The sequence below is a fragment of the Bradyrhizobium sp. CCBAU 53340 genome, from assembly GCF_015291645.1.
In the GTDB taxonomy this organism is placed as follows: domain Bacteria; phylum Pseudomonadota; class Alphaproteobacteria; order Rhizobiales; family Xanthobacteraceae; genus Bradyrhizobium.
In genome coordinates this window covers 1,220,362-1,238,548 of record NZ_CP030055.1, presented here as the reverse complement: position 1 = coordinate 1,238,548, position 18,187 = coordinate 1,220,362, and the positions used below count along the sequence as shown (strand labels likewise).

Below are 18,187 nucleotides of genomic sequence, written 5' to 3'. Positions count from 1 at the left end.
CGGTCTATTTTCATGGGCAAGGGCAGAATCGTTTTGGGAGGACCTCTCGATGAATCTGACTGAGCTCAACAAGGTCGCGACCGCCATGGTCGCACCTGGCAAGGGCATCCTTGCCGCCGACGAATCCTCCGGCACCATCAAGAAGCGGTTCGACGCGATCGGCGTGGAATCGACGGAAACGAACCGCCGCGACTATCGCGAGATGCTGTTTCGGTCGAAGGAAGCGATGAGCCGGTACATCTCCGGCGTGATCCTCTATGACGAGACGATCTGGCAGGATGCCAAGGACGGCACGCCGCTGGTCAAGCTGATCGAACAGAGCGGCGCCATTCCCGGCATCAAGGTCGACGAGGGCACACAGGCCCTGCCGATGTGCCCTGGTGAAACAGTCACCGTCGGGCTGGACAAGCTCGCCGAGCGGCTGAAGAAATATTACGAGCGCGGGGCGCGCTTCGCCAAATGGCGCGCGGTGATCGACATCGGCAGCGGGATTCCCTCGATGACCGCGATCAGCGTCAACGCGCACGCGCTGGCGCGCTACGCCGCGCTGTGCCAGGCCGCGCAGATCGTGCCGATCGTCGAGCCGGAGGTCCTGATGGACGGCGACCACGATATCGATCACTGCTATGACGTCACGAGCCGCATCCTCAACAAGACGTTCCAGGAGTTGCGGGTGCAGCGCGTCGCACTCGAAGGCATGGTGCTGAAGCCGAACATGGCGATCTCGGGCAAGAAATGCGCAAAGCAGGCCTCCGTCGAGGAGGTCGCGGAGAAGACGATCCGCCTGCTCAAGGCCTGCGTGCCGGCGGCGGTGCCCGGCATCGCCTTTCTCTCCGGCGGGCAGTCGGACGAGGAGGCGACCGCGCATCTCAACGCCATGCACAAGCTCGGTCCGCTGCCCTGGGGACTGACCTTCTCCTACGGCCGCGCGCTGCAGGCCGCGCCGCAGAAGGCGTGGTCGGGCAAGCCCGAGAATGTTATGGCCGGACAGAACGCATTCAGTCATCGCGCCCGCATGAACGGCCTCGCCTCCAGGGGCGAATGGCAAAGCAGCCTGGAAAAGAAGGCAGCCTAGATCTTGTCGAACAAACCGCCTCCGCCGCGCCCGGCGCCGCGTCTCTATCTCGCGACGCCTGTCGTCGATGATCCCGCTTCGCTCCTCGCCGCATTGCCTGACCTGCTCGCGGCCGCCGATGTCGCGGCCGTGCTGCTGCGGCTGAAGGAGACCGACCAGCGCACCATGATCTCGCGGATCAAGGCACTGGCGCCGGTCGTGCAGAACGCCGGCGCAGCCCTGCTCGTCGACGGCCATCCCGAGCTGGTCGCGCGGGGCGGGGCCGACGGCGCGCATCTGCCGGGCATCGCCGCACTGAAAGAGGCGATGCCCTCGCTCAAGCCCGACCGCATCGCCGGCGTGGGCGGACTGACGACGCGGCACCATTCGATGGATGCGGGCGAGATCGGCGCGGACTATCTGCTGTTCGGCGAGCCCGATGCGAACGGCCAGCGGCCGTCGGCACAAGCCATTGCCGAGCGGCTCGACTGGTGGGCCGAGCTGTTCGAGCCGCCTTGTGTCGGCTTCGCCACCTCGTTCGAGGAAGCCCATGACTTCGCCGCCAGCGGCGCCGATTTCGTCCTGGTCGGGGATTTCATCTGGGCCGATCCACGCGGGCCCAAGGCCGCGCTGATCGAGGCCGACGCCGCGATCAAGAAAGGCTTCGCGGCTGCTGCGGCAGGTCAGAGCTAGCGCCCGACATGACGCTTCCGCGCATCACCCTCCTGACCACGCTGCTGCTGGCGACGCCCGCAGTCGCGCAGCTCCAGATCACGCCGCCGGCCACGATCCCGAGCCCTGCGCCCGACAAGAAGGCCAAGGAGCCGCCCAGGGACAAGCCCAAGGTCGCGCCACACACGATCACCAAGAAGAAGGAGCCGGCGCCCAAGCCGTCGGCCTCGCCGAGCCCGACGCTGCCGGCGACCGTGATCCCCGCGCCGGCGACCGACAATTCCAACGTCGACCTGGTGTTCGGCGCCTATCAACGCGGTCTGTACAAGACCGCCTTCGACCTCGCCAGCGAGCGCGCCAAGACCGGCGATGCCAAGGCCATGACCATGCTGGGCGAGCTCTATTCCAACGCCATGGGCATCCGGCGCGACTACGCCAAGGCGGTCGAGTGGTACAAGCGCGCCTCCGATGCCGGCGACCGCGAGGCGATGTTCGCGCTCGCCATGATGCGCATCGCCGGTCGCGGCGGCCCGGTCGACAAGGGCGAGGCGGTCAAGCTGATGGCCTCCGCCGCCAAGCTCGGCGAGCCCAAGGCGGCCTATAACCTCGCTCTGCTTTATCTCGATGGCCAGACCCTGCCGCAGGACGTCAAGCGCTCCGCCGAGCTGCTGCGCCAGGCAGCCGATGCCGGGCTGCCCGAGGCGCAATATGCGCTCGCAACGTTCTACAAGGAGGGCACCGGGGTGCCGAAGGACCCCGAACGATCGGTGCGGCTGCTCCAGGCGGCTTCGCTCGCCGACAATGTCGATGCCGAGGTCGAATATGCCATCGCGATGTTCAACGGCACCGGCACGCCAAAGAACCAGCCGGCGGCCGTCGCGTTGCTGCGCAAGGCATCCCGCCAGGGCAGCGCGATCGCGCAGAACCGCCTCGCCTGGGTGCTGATCAACGGCATGGGCGCGCCCGTGGACAAGGTCGAGGGCTTCAAATGGCACCTGGTGGCGAAAACCGCCGGCAAGGGCGATCCGGAGCTCGACAAGCAGCTGGCCGATCTGCCCGCCGAGGATCGCGCCAAGGCGGAGGCCGCCGCCAAGAAATGGCTCGGGAACAAATGACCTGACGCCAAATGGCTCGAATGACTTGACGTTTGGCCCCTCGCGGGGCACCCAATCCCCCTCAAATGGCGCCCTTTCGCGCCCCTTCCCCATCAAAGACTGATCTCATGCTGTATTCCGCCACTATCAATGTCATGGTCAAGGCCGCGCGGCGCGCCGGCCGCAGCCTCAAGCGCGATCTCGGCGAGATCGAGCATCTGCAGGTCTCGCTGAAGGGGCCGGCGAATTTCGTCTCGCTCGCCGACAAGCGCGCCGAGGAGATCCTCTACCAGGATCTCTCCAAGGCCCGGCCCGGCTACGGCTTCATCGGCGAAGAGGGCGGAATGCGCGAGGGCACCGACAAGAGCCATACCTGGATCGTCGATCCGCTCGACGGCACCACCAACTTCCTGCACGGCATTCCGCAATTTGCGATCTCGATCGGCCTGTCCCGCGAGGGCACGGTGATCGCCGGCGTGATCTACAATCCCGCCAATGACGAGCTCTATATCTCAGAGCGCGGCAAGGGCGCCTTTCTCAACGACCAGCGCCTGCGGGTGGCCGGCCGCCGCCAGCTCAACGAATGCGTGGTGGCCTGCGGCCTGCCCCATATCGGCCGTGGCGACCACGAGGAATTCCGCCGCGAGATGACCGCGATCCAGGACCGCGTCGCAGGGCTCCGCCGCTTCGGCGCCGCCTCGCTCGACCTCGCCTTCGTCGCCGCCGGCCGCCTCGACGGCTACTGGGAGCGCAACCTGCAACCCTGGGACATCGCCGCCGGCATGCTGATGGTGCGCGAAGCCGGCGGTACGGTGAGCGACATCAACACGCCCGGCGATGCGCTCGTCACGGGCGACGTCGTGTGCGGCAATGAGTTCGTGCACGGGGAGCTGGTGAAGATTTTGCGGAAGCCGGCGTAGTCGCAGGGCGGCTCGATCTGCAGCGACTAAGACTCGTCATCGTCGGGCTCGTCGTCGCGATATTCTCCGCCCAGGGTCAAGCCCTCGATCATCGTGGCACCTTTCGACTTGATCACCCGGCGAAGCGGGACCGAGCTCTCGCTTCGCAAGGCTTCCATCAACTGTTCCGAGTGGGTGACGATCCAGATGTCGGCGCGGCGCGATGCCTTGGCGATCAGCCGGGCCAATGGCGCCAGCAGCGAGGGATGCAGGCTGGCCTCGGGCTCGTTCAGCGCGATGAAGGGCGGCAGCCGATAGCCCATGAACACCGCGAGCAGGCAAATGTACTTCAGCGTCCCGTCGGACAGTTCATGAGCCCCGAACGGACGCGGCATGTCCTCGAGTTGCAGATCGAATTCACACAGCCCGTTTTGCTCCCATGCGCGGAGCTCAGCGCCCGGGAATGCATCCTGGATCGCGTCCTGCAAGTCGGTTGCGTCTTCCCTGATGGCATAGAGCGTCGCCAGGGCCGCAGCCAGATCGCTGCCATCGGCACTGAGCGAGGGCGTCGTGATCGCAAGGCAAGGCTTTCGGATCGGTGACGCCGGATCGGTGCGAAAGTCGTGATAGAAGCGCCAGCCCAGCATCGCGCTTCTGATCAGATCGATCTCGGGGCATTGCCTGCCATCGGAAAAGCCTGCGAGCGCCGTCTCGGACGGCAGCACCGCGTCCTTGTGGCTGGTCCATGCGCCGCTGTCGCTGCGGATGCTGACGAGCGAATTCTTCCGCTCCATCAGCAGCACCGTTCGCTTGCCCTCGGTCGCCTCGATACTTTCTTCCTTGATCATCGGCTCGCCAGCAAACGCTGCCTCGGCGGGACCAGGAAATCCGATCTCGATGGAATATTTCAGGCGATCGAATCTGGCCGACAACCGCAGTCGTCCATCCTCGCCACGTTTGCGGATGCCTGACCAGCAGACCGAATTCAGTCCGCCCTCCTCGGCAATCGTGCGCGTGATCCGTCCGGTCGCCGCATCGCGCAACAGCGACAGGGATTTGTAGAGATTGGATTTGCCGACGCCGTTCTCGCCGACGAAGACGGAGAGCGGATGGATGGGTAGGGAGAGCCGCCTGATAGAGCGATAGTTCGAGATCGCAATGTCGGTCGGACGCATCAGCTGCTCTCAATCGGCGGGTACGCATTCGCAGCGCAGTGCGAACACACGTGGTTTCAATCCAGGGATGCAGTCTGGATCGACGAACCTGGGAAGGCAAGCTCCGCTCGTCATTCCGGGGCGCGCCTCTTGGCGCGAGCCCGGAATGACAATGTGCCCTATGGCTTCACCGGCGCCGGCGGACCATACGCCTCGCTGTCCTTCACAGCCTTCGGCTCCCTATCCCCCGCCAGCACGCGCTGCACCGAGACGAAGAATACCGGCACCATCAGCAGCGCCAGGATCACGACCGCGATCATTCCACCCATCACGACGCTGCCGAGCGCCTGCTGGCTGGCACCGCCGGCGCCGTGGGCGATCGCCATGGGCAGCACGCCGCAGATGAAGGCAAGGCCTGTCATCAGGATCGGGCGGAAGCGCAGGCGGCAGGCTTCGATGGTCGCTTCGACCAGCGGCTTGCCCTCTTTCCGCAGATCCTTGGCGAACTCGATGATCAGGATCGCGTCCTTGGCGGCGAGGCCGATGATGGTGATGAGGCCCACGGTGAAATAGACGTCGTTGGGCAGGCCGCGCAGCGTAGCCGCAACGACCGCGCCGACGATGCCGAGCGGCACGGTGAGCAGCACCGCGAGCGGGATGGTCCAGCTCTCGTAAAGTGCGGCGAGACACAGGAACACCACAAACACGGACAGCGCGAGCAGGAAAGGCGCCTGCGAGCCCGACAGCTTTTCCTGGAGCGACTGGCCGGTCCATTCGTAACCGAAACCGCGCGGCAGCTTGCCCGCGAGCTTCTCCATCTCGGCGATCGCATCGCCCGAGGTGAAGCCGGACTTTGCTTCGCCCGAAATGCGCACGGCAGGGTAATAGTTGAAGCCGGCGATCTGGGTTGGGCCGCGCGACCATTCGACCGTCGCGAAGGAGGAGAACGGCACCAGCTGACCACGGCTGTTCTTGACGTTGTAGTTGAGGATGTCCTCGGTCTTCATGCGATCGCGGCTGTCGGCCTGCACCACGACGCGCTGCATGCGCCCGCGGTTCGGGAAGTCGTTGATGTAGTTCGAGCCGAGATTGGTCGAGATCGTGTTGTTGATGTCCTCGAAGGTGACGCCGAAGGCGCCGGCCTTCTCGCGGTCGATCACGAGATTGACGACGCCCGCCTCGGGCAGGCCTTCGATATAGACCTTCTGCAGCACCGGGCTCGCATTGGCCTCCGCGATCATCTGGTCGGCGGCGCGCATCAGGGCCGGATAGCCCTTCTGGCCGCGATCCTGGAGGCGGAACGAGAAGCCGGAGGAATTGCCGAGATTGTCGATTGGCGGCGGCTGCAGCGCCGAGATCTTTGCGTCGCGGATCGAGGAGGACAGGTCGCGGTTGATGTCGCTGACGATCGCGGCCGCTGAGTCCTTCGGCCCGCGTTCCGACCAGTCCTTCAACGTGATGAAGGCCTGCGCGGTGTTCATGCCCTGGCCGGAGAAGCTGAAGCCGGTGAGGAAGGTGACGTTATCGACACCAGGCCGCTGCGCCAGATATTTTTCCACCTTCTCGATCACGGCCTCGGTGCGGCCGTAAGAGGAGTCTGACGGCGTCTGCACGTCGGTGGTGACGAAGCCCTGGTCGTCGACGGGCAGGAAGCCGCCGGGCAGGCTGACGAAGGCCCAGGACAAGCCGACCAGCAGCGCGGCATAGACCATCATCAGGCGACCGGTACGCTTGAGCGAGAAGCCGACCGTGCGCGAATAACCCTCCTTGCCGCCCTCGAGCATACGGTTGAACCAGCCGAACACGCCGCGCCTGGCGTGGCCGTGACCGGCCGCGACAGGCTTGAGCAGGGTCGCGCACAGGGCCGGGGTCAGCGACAGTGCCAGGAAGGCCGAGAAGCCGATCGCCGCGACCATGGTCACCGAGAACTGGCGATAGATGATGCCGACCGAGCCCGGGAAGAATGCCATCGGCACGAACACCGCCATCAGCACCAGGGTGATGCCGATGATGGCACTGGTGATCTGCGACATCGCCTTGCGCGTCGCTTCCTTCGGCGACAGGCCTTCCTCGGCCATGATGCGCTCGACGTTCTCGACCACGACGATGGCGTCGTCGACGAGGATACCGACCGCCAGCACCATGCCGAACATGCTGAGCATGTTGATGGAATAACCGGCGAGCAGCAGCGTGGTACAAGCCCCCAGCAGCGCCACCGGCACCACGATGGTCGGGATGATGGTGTAGCGGATGTTCTGCAGGAACAGGAACATCACCACGAACACCAGCACCACGGCCTCGAGCAGCGTCGACAGCACCTTCTTGATCGAGGCTTCGACCACGGGCGTGATGTTGTAAGGGATTTCGTAGGAGATGTTGGCCGGGAAGAAGCGCGACAGCTCCTTCATCTTCGCTTCGACCGCGCTCGCCGTTGCCAGCGCGTTGCCGGTCGGCGACATCAGCACGGAGAGGCCCGCGGTCGGCTTGCCGTTCAAGCGCGTGTTGAACTGGTAGCTGAGGCCGCCGACCTCGATGCGCGCGACGTCGCGCAGGCGCACGGTCGAACCGTCAGCGTTGGCGCGCAGGATGATGGCGCCGAATTCATCGGGCGAGGAGAGCTGGCCCTTGACAAGCACCAGCGCTGAGGTGCGCTGGCTCGCGGTCGACGGCTCGGCGCCGATGCTGCCCGAGGCGACCTGCGCGTTCTGCGCTGATATGGCCTTGTTGACGTCGTCGGCGGTCAGTCCATAGCCGACCAGTTTGGCCGGATCGACCCAGACGCGAAGACTGCGCTCGGTCGAATAGAGCGTGGCGCGACCGACGCCGGGGATGCGGCGGATCTCGCCGAGCACGTTGCGGATCATGAAGTCACCGAGGCCGACCTCATCGAGGCTGCCGTCGGTCGAGTTCAGCGTGATGATCTGAAGCACCGCGCTGGAGGCTTCCTCGATTAAAATGCCCTGCTGGATCACCGCGCGCGGCAGCCGCGCCTCGACGCGCTTGATGCGGTTCTGCACCTCCACCGAGGCCGCGCTGGTGTCGGTGCCCGGCTGGAAGTTGGCTGTAATCTCGACCTGGCCGAGCGAGTCGCTGGTCGATTCGAAATTGAGGATGCCGGAGGCGCCGTTGAGCTCCTCCTCGATCAGCCGCGTGACGCTGTTGTAGAGATTCTCCGGCGAGGCGCCGGGATAGCTCGTCGAGATCGAGATCGAGGGCGGCGCGATGATCGGATATTGCGCGATCGGCAACAGCGGGATCGAGATCGCGCCGATCAGACAGATGAACAGCGCCACGACCCAGGCGAAGATCGGCCTGTCGATGAAGAAGCTCGGCATGATCAGTTACCGCGTGACCTTGAGGGCGTGCCTGTTGTCGGCGTTCGCCTCGGCCTCCGACCAGGATTGCGGCTTGACCTTGTCGCCGGCGGCGAACTTCTGGAAACCTTCGACCACGACCTTGTCGCCGGCCTTCAGGCCGTCGGTGACGAACCAGATGCCGTCCTGCACCGAGCCGGTGCGGATGGGCTGCACCGCGATGCGATTGTCGTCCTTGACGACGAACACCTCGCTGCCACCGCCGCCATTGCGCTGTACCGCCTGCTGCGGCACCGCGATCGCATCGCTGTCGAGACCCTGGTCGAGGCGGACGCGCACATACATCCCCGGCAGCAGCTCGCGCTTGGGATTGCGGAACTCGCCGCGCAAGGTGACCTGGCCGGTATGGGCGTCGACCTTGGCATCGGAGAACAGCAGCTTGCCGTCGAGCCCATAGATCGTGTTGTCGTCGAGCACGAGGCGCACCTTGACGGCATCGGACTCGATGCGATCGAGGTCGCCGCTTTCGAAGGCGCGGCGGAGCTGATTGAGCTCAGTCACCGACTGGGTGAAGTCGGCATAGATGGGATCGAGCTGCTGCACGGTGGCAAGATTGGTCTCGTTCTGCACGACGAGCGCACCCTCGCTGACAAGGGCAGCGCCAACCACGCCGTCGATTGGCGCGCGTACGGTCGCATAATCGAGATTGAGCTTGGCGCGCGCGAGATCGGCCTTGCGGCCCTCGACCTCGGCCTGAGCCTGGCGCTCGGCGGCGATGGTCTTTTCGTTCTCGGATTCGGGCGCGGCGCGCTGGCTGGTCAGCGTCGCGATGCGGCGCGCCTGCTGCTGCGCCTGCATCAAGGCGGCCTCGGCCTTGGCAAGCCCGGCCTCACCCGCCATCACCTCGACCTCGAACGGACGCGGATCGATCCGATAGAGCGGATCACCTGCCTTCACCTCGCTGCCCTGGCGGAACAAACGCTCGACCACGATGCCTGAGACGCGCGGGCGTACTTCGGCGACGCGCGTCGGCGAGATCCGGCCCGGCAGTTCGCGCACCACGGCGCGCGGTTGCGGCTTGACCGTGACGATGCTGACATCGGGTTCGATAGGTTGTGCGGCGGAGACGGCGGAGGAGGATTCGTCGCAAGCAACAAGCAGCGGCGCAAGGGCCGCGAGCATCATTGCAACGCATGCCGATCGCGCTCGAAGTCCTGACATGAAGTGGGGTGCCCCAAAATTGTTGAAACTGATCAAGCTTCGCGCAACGCCCGTCCTGGACGATTTCTGCGCGGCCGATGCGATCAAAATAGAATGGAGCTGCTGCGGCGCAACGCATGGCGCAGGCGGCTCAATGTCACAGCAGCTATCGCGCTGAGTTCAGGCCGATTTTTTGGACTCACCGGATTGTGAGTCGGGTTTTCATCGTCGCGCGCTGCGACAGAACATCGCAATTGGTCAGCGGTCCGTAGATTTTTGACCTGTCATCCCCGCGCAACGGCTACGCCATTGTCGCTGGAGGTGCGAGGCGCGCGATGCGAAGCAACGCGCGCAGAGCCCCGAAGGATGAATGGCCGAGATGCAGCCGGGCCGTCGCCCTTCGAGGGCCGCTGAAGGAGCGGCCACCTCAGGGTGACGGTGTGCAAGTCGGCAAAGCCGCGAACTCGCAAGGCTGCTCAGGCTGATCAATCGGCCGCCTTCATCCGATAGTGGCTGACGCCCCACTCCGTTCCGTCGGCGTAGCCGAACAGGCCTGCGGTCGCGAGGAAGAACCAGCGCCAGCGCCGCATCCACAGTTGCGTCTCGTCGCCATAGACATCGCACAAGGAAGCTTCGATCGCATCGCGATGCGCGTCGAAATTGGCGAGCCAGTCCATGGCCGTGCGCTGATAATGCGTGCCGCTCCAGCGCCATTCCTTCTCGACCTGGAAAATGTCGGCATATTGCCGGATGAGCTGATGGCTCGGCATTACGCCCCCGGTGAAGAAATGCTGTGCGATCCAGTCTTCGCGATTGGCGCGGTCGAACACATAGGAGCCGACGCGATGGGTGAAGATGTGCATGAAGAAGCGCCCCTCGGGGGCGAGCCATGAACGCGCGCGCGTCATCAGCTTGCGCCAGTTCATCATGCGCTCGAACATCTCGACCGAGACGATGCGGTCGAACTGGCCGTCCGGCGCGAACACGTTCATGTCGGCGGTAACGGCGCACAAGTTCGGCAGACCGCGTCTCCGCGCCATCTCTTCGATATAGGCGCGCTGGCCTTGCGAGTTCGACACTGCCGTCACCTTCGCATGCGGAAACTGCCGCGCCATCCGCAGCGACAGGGCGCCCCAGCCGCAGCCGAGCTCAAGGATGGTCTGGCCGTCGGCGAGGCCGGCATGCTCGATGGTCTGACGCAGCGCTTCCTCCTCGGCCTCCTGGAGGGTCGTCGCGTCGGTCCTGTAGAAGCAGGAGGAGTATTTCCGGTTCGGTCCCAGCACCTGCGGGAAGAAGGCTGACGGCACTTCGTAGTGCTGGGTATTGGCGGCGTCCGCGTGCTCGGCGATCGATCTCAGCATCATCCGCCCGGCGAAGGCGGCATCGTCGGCCGCATCATGCGCGGCGAGGCGGGTTGCCGTGCGGGAGCAGAGGCGCTGGATCGCGGCGCGGACCACCACATCGGGCAAGGGCACGCGTTCGGCAGTCCCCATGATCGCGGAAACGACGCTCACGCAGCCCCTCCCCTGGTCAGGTCCCGCCGTACGGAGCAAGCACGATGCCGTGCAAAAAACCGAGCCCGACCCGCGAGATGCCGAAGTTTTGCAGCCTATGTCCGTATCAAAGCCCGGTTTCAGCTTTGGGTTCCCGCTTCCTTCCCGAAATCCGCACATCCGGCGCTTTTTTTGAGCCGGGCCTGTGCCATAGTGCGGAGGCAAGCAAGCTTTCGTAACGGATGACACCCGCCATGCCGTCTGGCGCCTCGCCCCGCTCCACCATCGACATCGAATACACGAAACTGTCCTCGCCCAGCGTCTTCCTGGTGCGGATGCTGGTCTTCCTGGTGCTGTGCGCCCTGGTGGGCGTGGTGCTCTACAAGCAGATCATCCAGGCCTTCTTCGCCAATCCGGGGCTCAACGCCCTGATCGGGGCGGTGCTGTTCATCGGCATCGTGCTGGCCTTCCGCCAGGTGATCCGGCTCTATCCTGAGGTGTCCTGGGTCAACAATTTCCGCATCGCGGACCCGGGCCTCGTGCCGGCCCGGCACCCCAAGCTGCTGGCGCCGATGGCGATGATCCTGGGCGGCGAGCGCACCGGGCGGATGTCCATCACCCAGACCACGATGCGGCACCTGCTCGATTCGATCGCGACCCGCCTGGATGAAGCCCGCGACATCTCGCGCTACATGACCGGCCTGCTCGTCTTCCTCGGCCTGCTCGGCACCTTCTGGGGCCTGATCGAGACGGTCGGCTCGGTCGGCAAGGTGATCGACGGGCTCAAGGTCGGCGGCGATGCCGGTGCGCTGTTCGACACGCTGAAGGAGGGGCTCGCCGCCCCGCTCGGCGGCATGGGCATCTCGTTCTCGAGCTCGCTGTTCGGCCTCGCCGGCTCGCTGATCCTCGGCTTCCTCGATCTGCAATCGAGCCAGGCGCAGAACCGCTTCTACACCGACCTGGAGGACTGGCTCGCCACCACCGTGCGCGAATATGGCAGCGGCGAGGTCGCCGCGGTCGCAAGCAGTGGCGGCGGGGTTGCCAGCGGCGAGCTTCAGGCCGCCGTCGAGCGATTGCGCTCCGTGCTGGAAGAAGGCAGCGCCAGCCGCGGCACCACGGCGGCGATGGCGAGCCTTGCCGAAGCCATCCAGGCGCTCGTCTCGCATATGCGCACCGAGCAGCAGATGATCCGTGAATGGGCCGACGGCCAGGGCGAGCAGAACCGCGAGATCCGCCGCCTGCTGGAGCGCATCGCGCGGCAGCCCGAGAAGAGTTAAGGACGAAACAAGGGTCTCGTGCCCCGGACGCGATGCAGCGCGAAGCGGTGCGTCGCTGAGCCGGGGCCTAGCACCTTCTGAGTGAGAGATGGGTCGGCTCTGCGCAGCAGCGTTGCACGCTGCAGCGCGTCCGGGACACAAGAGCAGAAAGCGGAGAACTAAATGGCTCTAGCCCGCGGCCGCCGCAGCGAAGGCGCCTTCAACTACTGGCCCGGATTCGTCGACGCGCTGTCGACGCTGGTGCTATCGATCGTGTTCTTGCTGTCGGTGTTCCTGGTCGTGCAGTTCTTCCTGTCGCAGGAGGTGACAGGCAAGGACAAGGCGCTGGAGCAGCTCAATGCCAAGATCGCCCAGCTCACCGAGCTGCTCTCGCTGGAGAAGCTCGGCAAGCTCTCGCTCGACGACCAGGTCTCGCAGTTGAAGGCGGGCCTCGCCTCGGCCGAGACCGAGCGCGACCGCATGAAGGGCCTTTATGAAGGTCTCGCCAATGCCGGCAACGACGCGCAGGGCAAGACCGCCGAGCTCGGCAAGGCGCTGGATTCCGAGAAGGCCGTCTCGGCGCGGGCGCTGGCGCAGATCGAGGTGCTGAACCAGCAGATCAGCGCGCTACGCCGGCAACTCGCGGCGTTGGAGGAAGCGCTCGACGCTTCAGAGAAGAAAGACAAGGAATCGCAGAACCGCATTGCCGATCTCGGCTCACGCCTCAACGTCGCGCTGGCGCAGCGCGTGCAGGAACTGTCGCGTTACCGCTCCGAATTCTTCGGCCGCCTGCGCGCCATTCTCGGCAACCGTCCTGACATCCGCGTGGTCGGCGACCGCTTCGTGTTCCAATCCGAAGTGTTCTTCGACACCGGACAGGCAACGCTGCTGCCGGAAGGTCGCGCCGAGCTCGACACCGTCGCGGCCGCGCTGATCGAGCTCGACAAGAAGATCCCGACCGAGATCGCCTGGGTGCTGCGCGTCGACGGTCACACCGACGTGCGCCCGGTGAACGGCCCGAACTTCAAGTCGAACTGGGACCTGTCCGCGGCGCGCGCGATCTCGGTGGTGCAATATCTGATCTCGCTCGGCGTACCGGCGCAGCGTCTGGTCGCCGCCGGCTTCGGCGAATTCCAGCCGCTCGACACCGGCAACACCGAGGATGCCTACAAGCGCAATCGCCGCATCGAGCTGAAGCTGACGGAGCGGTAGTGGTGGGGATCGCGCGATGCTCACCCCACCGTCATGGCCGGGCTTGTCCCGGCCATCCACGTCTTTGCTTCCGTGTTCGCGGCTTCTCGTGGATGCCCGGGACAAGCCCGGGCATGACGGACTTCATAGAATGAGCACGCTCCACCTCCGCCCCTACGAGGCCGCCGACGAAGCGGGGGCGATCGATCTCTGGCATCGCACCTGGCAACAAGCCTATCCGCAGATCGATTTTGCCGCGCGCCTGGCCTGGTGGCGCGAGCGCTGGCGCAAGGATCTGGTGCCGAAGGCCCAGATCGTGGTCTCGGAACAAGACGGCGCACTCACTGGTTTCGTAACCATCGATGCTGACGGTTATCTCGACCAACTCGTGGTCGATCCCAATCATTGGGGTTCGGATGCAGCACGTCTGCTGGTCGACGAAGCAAAACGCCTGTCACCATCGGGCGTCACGCTGCTGGTCAACAAGGACAATGTCCGCGCCATCCGCTTCTACGAGCGCAACGGCTTTGCCCATGCCGGCGAAGACATGAACCCGACCTCGGGACGACCGGTGCTGAAGATGGCGTGGCGGCCGTGACTTCAGTCACGGAAAGTCCTGGCAGGGCCTGCTAAGCGTGATCACCGGACGCAGCAATGGTGGGAGATGATCGATGCGGTTGAGCGACCTGGCCAAGGGGTCTTCGGTGTTTCTGGCGGTCATCGTCGCCGGCTACGCATCGACTGTCTATGTCGACCAGCACCTCGTGCCGCCGACCAAGACGGCGAATGCACCTGCGCCGACGAGCAACTCCGTCCCAACCGGCAGCCCACCTCCGAGCGGTGGCGCTGCCTGTATCGGCGAGGGCGGCAGCTGGAAGAACTGGCCGTTTCCGAACGTGCCGATGGGCTCGCCGAAGTGCCCGTGAGCGCCATCTTCCCGCCGCAAGCTCGTCCGGTTCCCAGGCTCGCTATTTTTTCGGCGCCGAGCCGTCGTTGAGCGAGGCGTTGTAGTCTGCCTGCGAACTATTCAGGTTGGAGCTACCGTTGGAAGGGGTGCTCTCACGCGCTGCCCCAACCGTGTTGGACTCTCCTGGTGCGTGAGAAGCCGCGCCAGGCTTGTCCTGGTTTGCAACATAGCCAGATTCACCGGAATTGCGGGTTTTAATGCCCTTGTCCGCTTCGGTTTGCAGGTTCTGATTTACCCCGGCCTGAGGGGTCGCGCCGGTTTGCTGCTGAGCGGCAGCAGGTGTCGAGATGAGCGGAAGCACGGCAAGTATTGCGACGACATGTGACCGCATGGGCTGTCCTCCATTGCGCCCTGCCCAATGCGTCAACGTTCGCGTCTTCGAACATTTCCGTGACGATCGCCAAAAACTTGCGACTGCACCACTGACACAGTTCAGACGGCGGGAAGCGGTCTCATGCTCCCTCGAACTGCAACCTCGCCAGCCGTGCGTAAAGCCCGTTCGCCGCGACGAGCTCGGCATGCGTGCCCTGCTCGACGATCCTGCCCTGGTCCATCACCAGGATGCGGTCGCAGGAGAGAACGGTGGCGAGGCGGTGCGCGATCACCAGCGTGGTGCGGTGGCTCATCAGCTCTTCCAGCGCGGTCTGCACCAGCGTCTCGCTTTCGGCATCGAGCGCGGAAGTCGCCTCATCGAGCAGCAAGAGCGGCGCATCGCGCAGGATGGCGCGCGCGATCGCGATGCGCTGGCGCTGGCCGCCGGACAATGTCACGCCACGCTCACCGAGCGGGGTGTCGAAACCTTCGGGCAGGCGGCGGATGAACTCGGCGGCGTGCGCGAGCTCGGCCGCCCGCTCGACCTCGGCATCACTGGCATCGGGCCGGCCAAAGCGGATGTTCTCGCGCGCGCTTGCGGCGAACACGTTGGATTCCTGTGGCACCAAAGCGATGCGGGAGCGGAAGTCGCGCGGATCGGCAGACTTCACCGGCACGCCGTCGAGCGAGATCGCGCCGGCCTTCGGATCGTAGAAGCGCAGCAACAGATGGAAGATCGTGCTCTTGCCGGCGCCGGAGGGACCGACGATCGCGACCTTCTCGCCGGGCCGCACCGCGAATGAAATAGCATCGAGCACATTGACATCGGGCCGCGCGGGATAGGCAAAGCTGACGTGATCGAAGCCGACCTCGCCGCGCGCCGGTACCGGCAGCGCGCGCGGCGATGCGGGCGCCGCGATCTCCGGCTTGACGTGCAGGATCTCGAACAGCCGTTCGGCAGCGCCCGATGCCGCCGACACCTCGCCCCATACCTCGCTGAGCTGGCCGAGGCCGGCGGCCGCAAAGGCCGCATAGAGCACGAACTGGCCGAGCCGGCCCGGCGTGATCGTGCCTGTCAGCACGTCGTGCGAGCCGATCCAGAGGATGCCGACCACGCTTGCGAACACGATGAAGATGACGATGGCGGTGAGAACCGCGCGGGCTTGGGTCGAGGTGCGTGCGGCCTCATAGGCGTCTTCGACCTCGCCGCCGAAGCGCTTCGCAGCCAGCCCTTCGCTGGTATAGGCCTGCACGGTGCGGATCGCGCCAACTAGCTCGCCGGCATAGGCGGACGCATCGGCCAGCGTGTCCTGCGCATTGCGCGACAGCCGCCGCACCCAGCGGCCGAAGGCGACCAGCGGCAGCACGATCAGCGGGATTGCCAGCAGCACGAAGCCCGAGAGACGCGGGCTCGTAATCACCATCATCGCCGCCGCGCCAAAAAACATCATCAGATTGCGCAGCGCGATCGACACGGACGCACCGACTGCGGATTTGATTTGCGTGGTGTCCGCGGTGAGGCGCGACACCAATTCGCCGCTGCGTGCGGAATCGAAGAAGGAAGGCGACAGCGAGAGCAGATGCGCAAACACGTCGCGCCTGAGATCGGCGACGATGCGCTCGCCGATCGTCATCACGAGGTAATAGCGCGACGCGCTTGCCAGCGCGAGCACGCCGACCACCGCGATCATCACCGAGAAATAGCTGTTGATCAGCTCGATGCCCTCGGGCGTCAGGCCGAAATCGATCATCCGGCGCACTGCGACCGGCACCAGGAGCGTGGTCAGCGCCGCGACCGTCAGTGCGACGAAGGCGAGCGCCGCCCGGCCGCGATAGCGGCTCACATAGGGCGCAAGCGCCATCAGCGGCCGAAGCTTCGCGCGACCCTTGGCGGGCTGCTCGATCAGCTCGGCTTCGATGGAGGGGGCTTCCGCGGGGGCAGCTTGGCCCTTGTCGAGGTACTGGTCGTCAAGCCGTTCCACTGCGCTCATGAGATCGGACCCAAGAAGAGGAGTTAGCTCCACATAGGCCGGTGCAAGGGTAGTGGCAAATCCGGTAAGTCCCTTAGGGGACGGCCCGGTTCTCCTGTCCCCGCAATGGCTTGTTTTAAGGGGGCCCGTGAGGTATAGAGCCGGCCAAATCCGTCATTCGATAGTCACTCAAGCCGGGCGCCGGGCGCCCTAGGAATTGCCATGAAAGCCGAAATTCATCCGAATTATCATACGATTAAGGTCGTCATGACCGACGGAACCGAGTACCTGACCCGCTCCACCTGGGGCAAGGAAGGCGACACGTTGAACCTCGACATCGACCCGAAGTCGCACCCGGCCTGGACCGGCGGCAACGCCCAGATCATGGACCGTGGCGGCCGCGTCTCGCGCTTCCAGAAGAAGTTCTCGGGCTTCCTCAAGAAGGATTGATCCGGCCTGCAAGGCTGGAGACGAAAAACGCCCCCGGAGAGCCGGGGGCGTTTTTGTTTTGGGGGACCGTCCCATCATTCAACTCCGTCATCCTGAGGTGCGAGTGATGGGGCGCTCAGCGCCCCATCGGGAGCCTCGAAGGATGAACGGCCGAGATGCAGCCGGGCCGTCGCCCTTCGAGGGCCGCTGAAGAAGCGGCCACCTCAGGGTGACGGTTCGACGTCAAGGACGGTAATCGACCTTACCCCTCGAACGCCGCCTTCAGCGCGTTGAGATGGGGCACCAGCGGATTGCCGATCGCAATGTGATCGGCCGGCAGGGTGTGGATCGAGGTGTCGAGCCGGCGCACGCGGGTCTGCAGGCTCATCGAGCGGTGGATCAAATCCTGGAGCTGGCTCGGCAGCTTCTCGATGGTGTCGGCGGGGCCAGGATCGGCGGCGGTGAGCTTGACCTTGGTCTTTTCGCGGTTGGCCTGGACCAGCGTCATCTCGCCCTCCTTCACCGCACGGTGCAGCAACAGCCACGAGGCGAGCTGCATCAGGCGCGTGGTGAGGCGCATGCTTTCGGTCGCATAGGTGAGGCTGACGGCACGGTCGAGCGCCTTGGCCTCGGTCCGGCCGGCACCGTCGAGATAGGCGGCGGTCTCTTCGACGAGATCCATGCCTTCGCGGAACAGCGCGCCGAACGCCGCAGAATTGGTGAACCGCTCGCTGAGTTGAACGAGAGCGCCTTCGGCCTGCAAACGTTCCATGGTTAACGCCCCTTACGCAACTGTTTACCTGTCCGGCTTTGGCGCCGGCTTATGATGAACAAATCATTGCGCGGGCGACCCGCGGAGTCCAGCGACAACAGCGGATATGGTTTCCGCGGGTCATTCCCGGGAATTCAACCGGAACGCGACGTCTTTGGCGGCAAAAAAAGAGCCGCCGGAGACCGGCGGCTTTGAAAGTTGATAACAGGGAGGCGTCAAACAGAGTGGACAGGAGCCACTCGGTGTCCAAACGAGGACAGTTCCAGTCATAAACTCGAAAGCTTAATGGTGCGTAAACGAACAAATTCTTTGAGGGTTCGTTAGCCATGTCGGTCACTGGCCGAGTGGAGTCTCGTGCCCCGGACGCAGTGTAGCGCGCAGCGGTGCACTGCTGAGCCGGGGCCTAGCTC

General features: G+C 64.9%; 16 protein-coding genes. 9 read left to right on the top strand and 7 right to left on the bottom strand.

Translation table 11 applies throughout. The annotated features are described in order from the left end of the window. The first annotated feature begins 49 nt into the window (after positions 1-49). The 4 genes from XH89_RS05765 (at position 50) to XH89_RS05750 (ending at position 3,740) form a co-directional block, all read left to right on the top strand. Positions 50-1,075, top strand: a complete 1,026-nt coding sequence (locus XH89_RS05765; RefSeq protein ID WP_194466147.1) for a class I fructose-bisphosphate aldolase — start codon at positions 50-52, stop codon at positions 1,073-1,075. A gap of 3 nt (positions 1,076-1,078) precedes the next feature. Beyond that, positions 1,079-1,747, top strand: coding sequence for a thiamine phosphate synthase (locus XH89_RS05760; RefSeq protein ID WP_194466146.1), 669 nt, complete (start codon positions 1,079-1,081; stop codon positions 1,745-1,747). An 8-nt stretch (positions 1,748-1,755) separates the two neighbouring features. Beyond that, positions 1,756-2,841 (top strand): SEL1-like repeat protein, encoded by a 1,086-nt coding sequence (locus tag XH89_RS05755; RefSeq protein WP_194466145.1) that lies wholly within the window; start codon positions 1,756-1,758, stop codon positions 2,839-2,841. Positions 2,842-2,948: 107 nt separating this feature from the next. Continuing rightward, positions 2,949-3,740 carry an inositol monophosphatase family protein gene (locus XH89_RS05750; RefSeq protein ID WP_194466144.1) on the top strand — a complete coding sequence of 264 codons (792 nt, stop codon included), beginning with the start codon at positions 2,949-2,951 and terminating at the stop codon, positions 3,738-3,740. 26 nt (positions 3,741-3,766) lie between these two features. Here XH89_RS05750 and XH89_RS05745 read toward each other — a convergent pair whose 3' ends face one another. The 4 genes from XH89_RS05745 to XH89_RS05730 all read right to left on the bottom strand — a co-directional run bounded on the left by XH89_RS05745 (position 3,767) and on the right by XH89_RS05730 (position 10,901). Beyond that, entirely contained in the window at positions 3,767-4,894 is a 1,128-nt protein-coding gene (locus tag XH89_RS05745) for an AAA family ATPase (protein WP_194466143.1), read from the bottom strand. A 158-nt stretch (positions 4,895-5,052) separates the two neighbouring features. Then, positions 5,053-8,208, bottom strand: coding sequence for a multidrug efflux RND transporter permease subunit (locus tag XH89_RS05740; RefSeq protein WP_194466142.1), 3,156 nt, complete (start codon positions 8,206-8,208; stop codon positions 5,053-5,055). A 6-nt stretch (positions 8,209-8,214) separates the two neighbouring features. After that, entirely contained in the window at positions 8,215-9,408 is a 1,194-nt protein-coding gene (locus XH89_RS05735) for an efflux RND transporter periplasmic adaptor subunit (protein WP_194466141.1), read from the bottom strand. A 464-nt stretch (positions 9,409-9,872) separates the two neighbouring features. Continuing rightward, positions 9,873-10,901, bottom strand: coding sequence for a cyclopropane-fatty-acyl-phospholipid synthase family protein (locus tag XH89_RS05730; RefSeq protein WP_194466140.1), 1,029 nt, complete (start codon positions 10,899-10,901; stop codon positions 9,873-9,875). 233 nt (positions 10,902-11,134) lie between these two features. Between XH89_RS05730 and XH89_RS05725 the strand changes: the two genes are divergently transcribed. From XH89_RS05725 to XH89_RS05710, 4 genes are all read left to right on the top strand, one after another. Then, positions 11,135-12,157, top strand: a complete 1,023-nt coding sequence (locus XH89_RS05725) for a flagellar motor protein MotA (RefSeq protein ID WP_194466139.1) — start codon at positions 11,135-11,137, stop codon at positions 12,155-12,157. A gap of 162 nt (positions 12,158-12,319) precedes the next feature. Continuing rightward, positions 12,320-13,348, top strand: coding sequence for a peptidoglycan -binding protein (locus XH89_RS05720; RefSeq protein ID WP_194466138.1), 1,029 nt, complete (start codon positions 12,320-12,322; stop codon positions 13,346-13,348). A 130-nt stretch (positions 13,349-13,478) separates the two neighbouring features. After that, complete coding sequence (locus XH89_RS05715; RefSeq protein WP_194466137.1) at positions 13,479-13,925, top strand: GNAT family N-acetyltransferase; 447 nt, start codon at positions 13,479-13,481, stop codon at positions 13,923-13,925. 73 nt (positions 13,926-13,998) lie between these two features. Continuing rightward, on the top strand, positions 13,999-14,253 hold the full coding sequence (locus tag XH89_RS05710) for a hypothetical protein (protein WP_194466136.1): 255 nt from the start codon (positions 13,999-14,001) through the stop codon (positions 14,251-14,253). Positions 14,254-14,295: 42 nt separating this feature from the next. Here XH89_RS05710 and XH89_RS05705 read toward each other — a convergent pair whose 3' ends face one another. Both XH89_RS05705 and XH89_RS05700 read right to left on the bottom strand, forming a co-directional pair. Next, positions 14,296-14,625: a hypothetical protein gene (locus tag XH89_RS05705; protein WP_194466135.1), complete on the bottom strand. Its 330-nt coding sequence runs from the start codon at positions 14,623-14,625 to the stop codon at positions 14,296-14,298. A gap of 121 nt (positions 14,626-14,746) precedes the next feature. Then, positions 14,747-16,597 carry an ABC transporter ATP-binding protein/permease gene (locus XH89_RS05700; protein ID WP_194466134.1) on the bottom strand — a complete coding sequence of 617 codons (1,851 nt, stop codon included), beginning with the start codon at positions 16,595-16,597 and terminating at the stop codon, positions 14,747-14,749. 201 nt (positions 16,598-16,798) lie between these two features. On the opposite strand from XH89_RS05700, the gene rpmE reads away from it, so the two are divergent. Next, complete coding sequence (rpmE, locus tag XH89_RS05695; RefSeq protein WP_025034016.1) at positions 16,799-17,026, top strand: 50S ribosomal protein L31; 228 nt, start codon at positions 16,799-16,801, stop codon at positions 17,024-17,026. Positions 17,027-17,267: 241 nt separating this feature from the next. Here the strand turns inward: rpmE and XH89_RS05690 are convergent, their stop codons facing one another. After that, positions 17,268-17,777, bottom strand: coding sequence for a DUF1465 family protein (locus XH89_RS05690; protein WP_194466133.1), 510 nt, complete (start codon positions 17,775-17,777; stop codon positions 17,268-17,270). Positions 17,778-18,187: the final 410 nt, after the last annotated feature.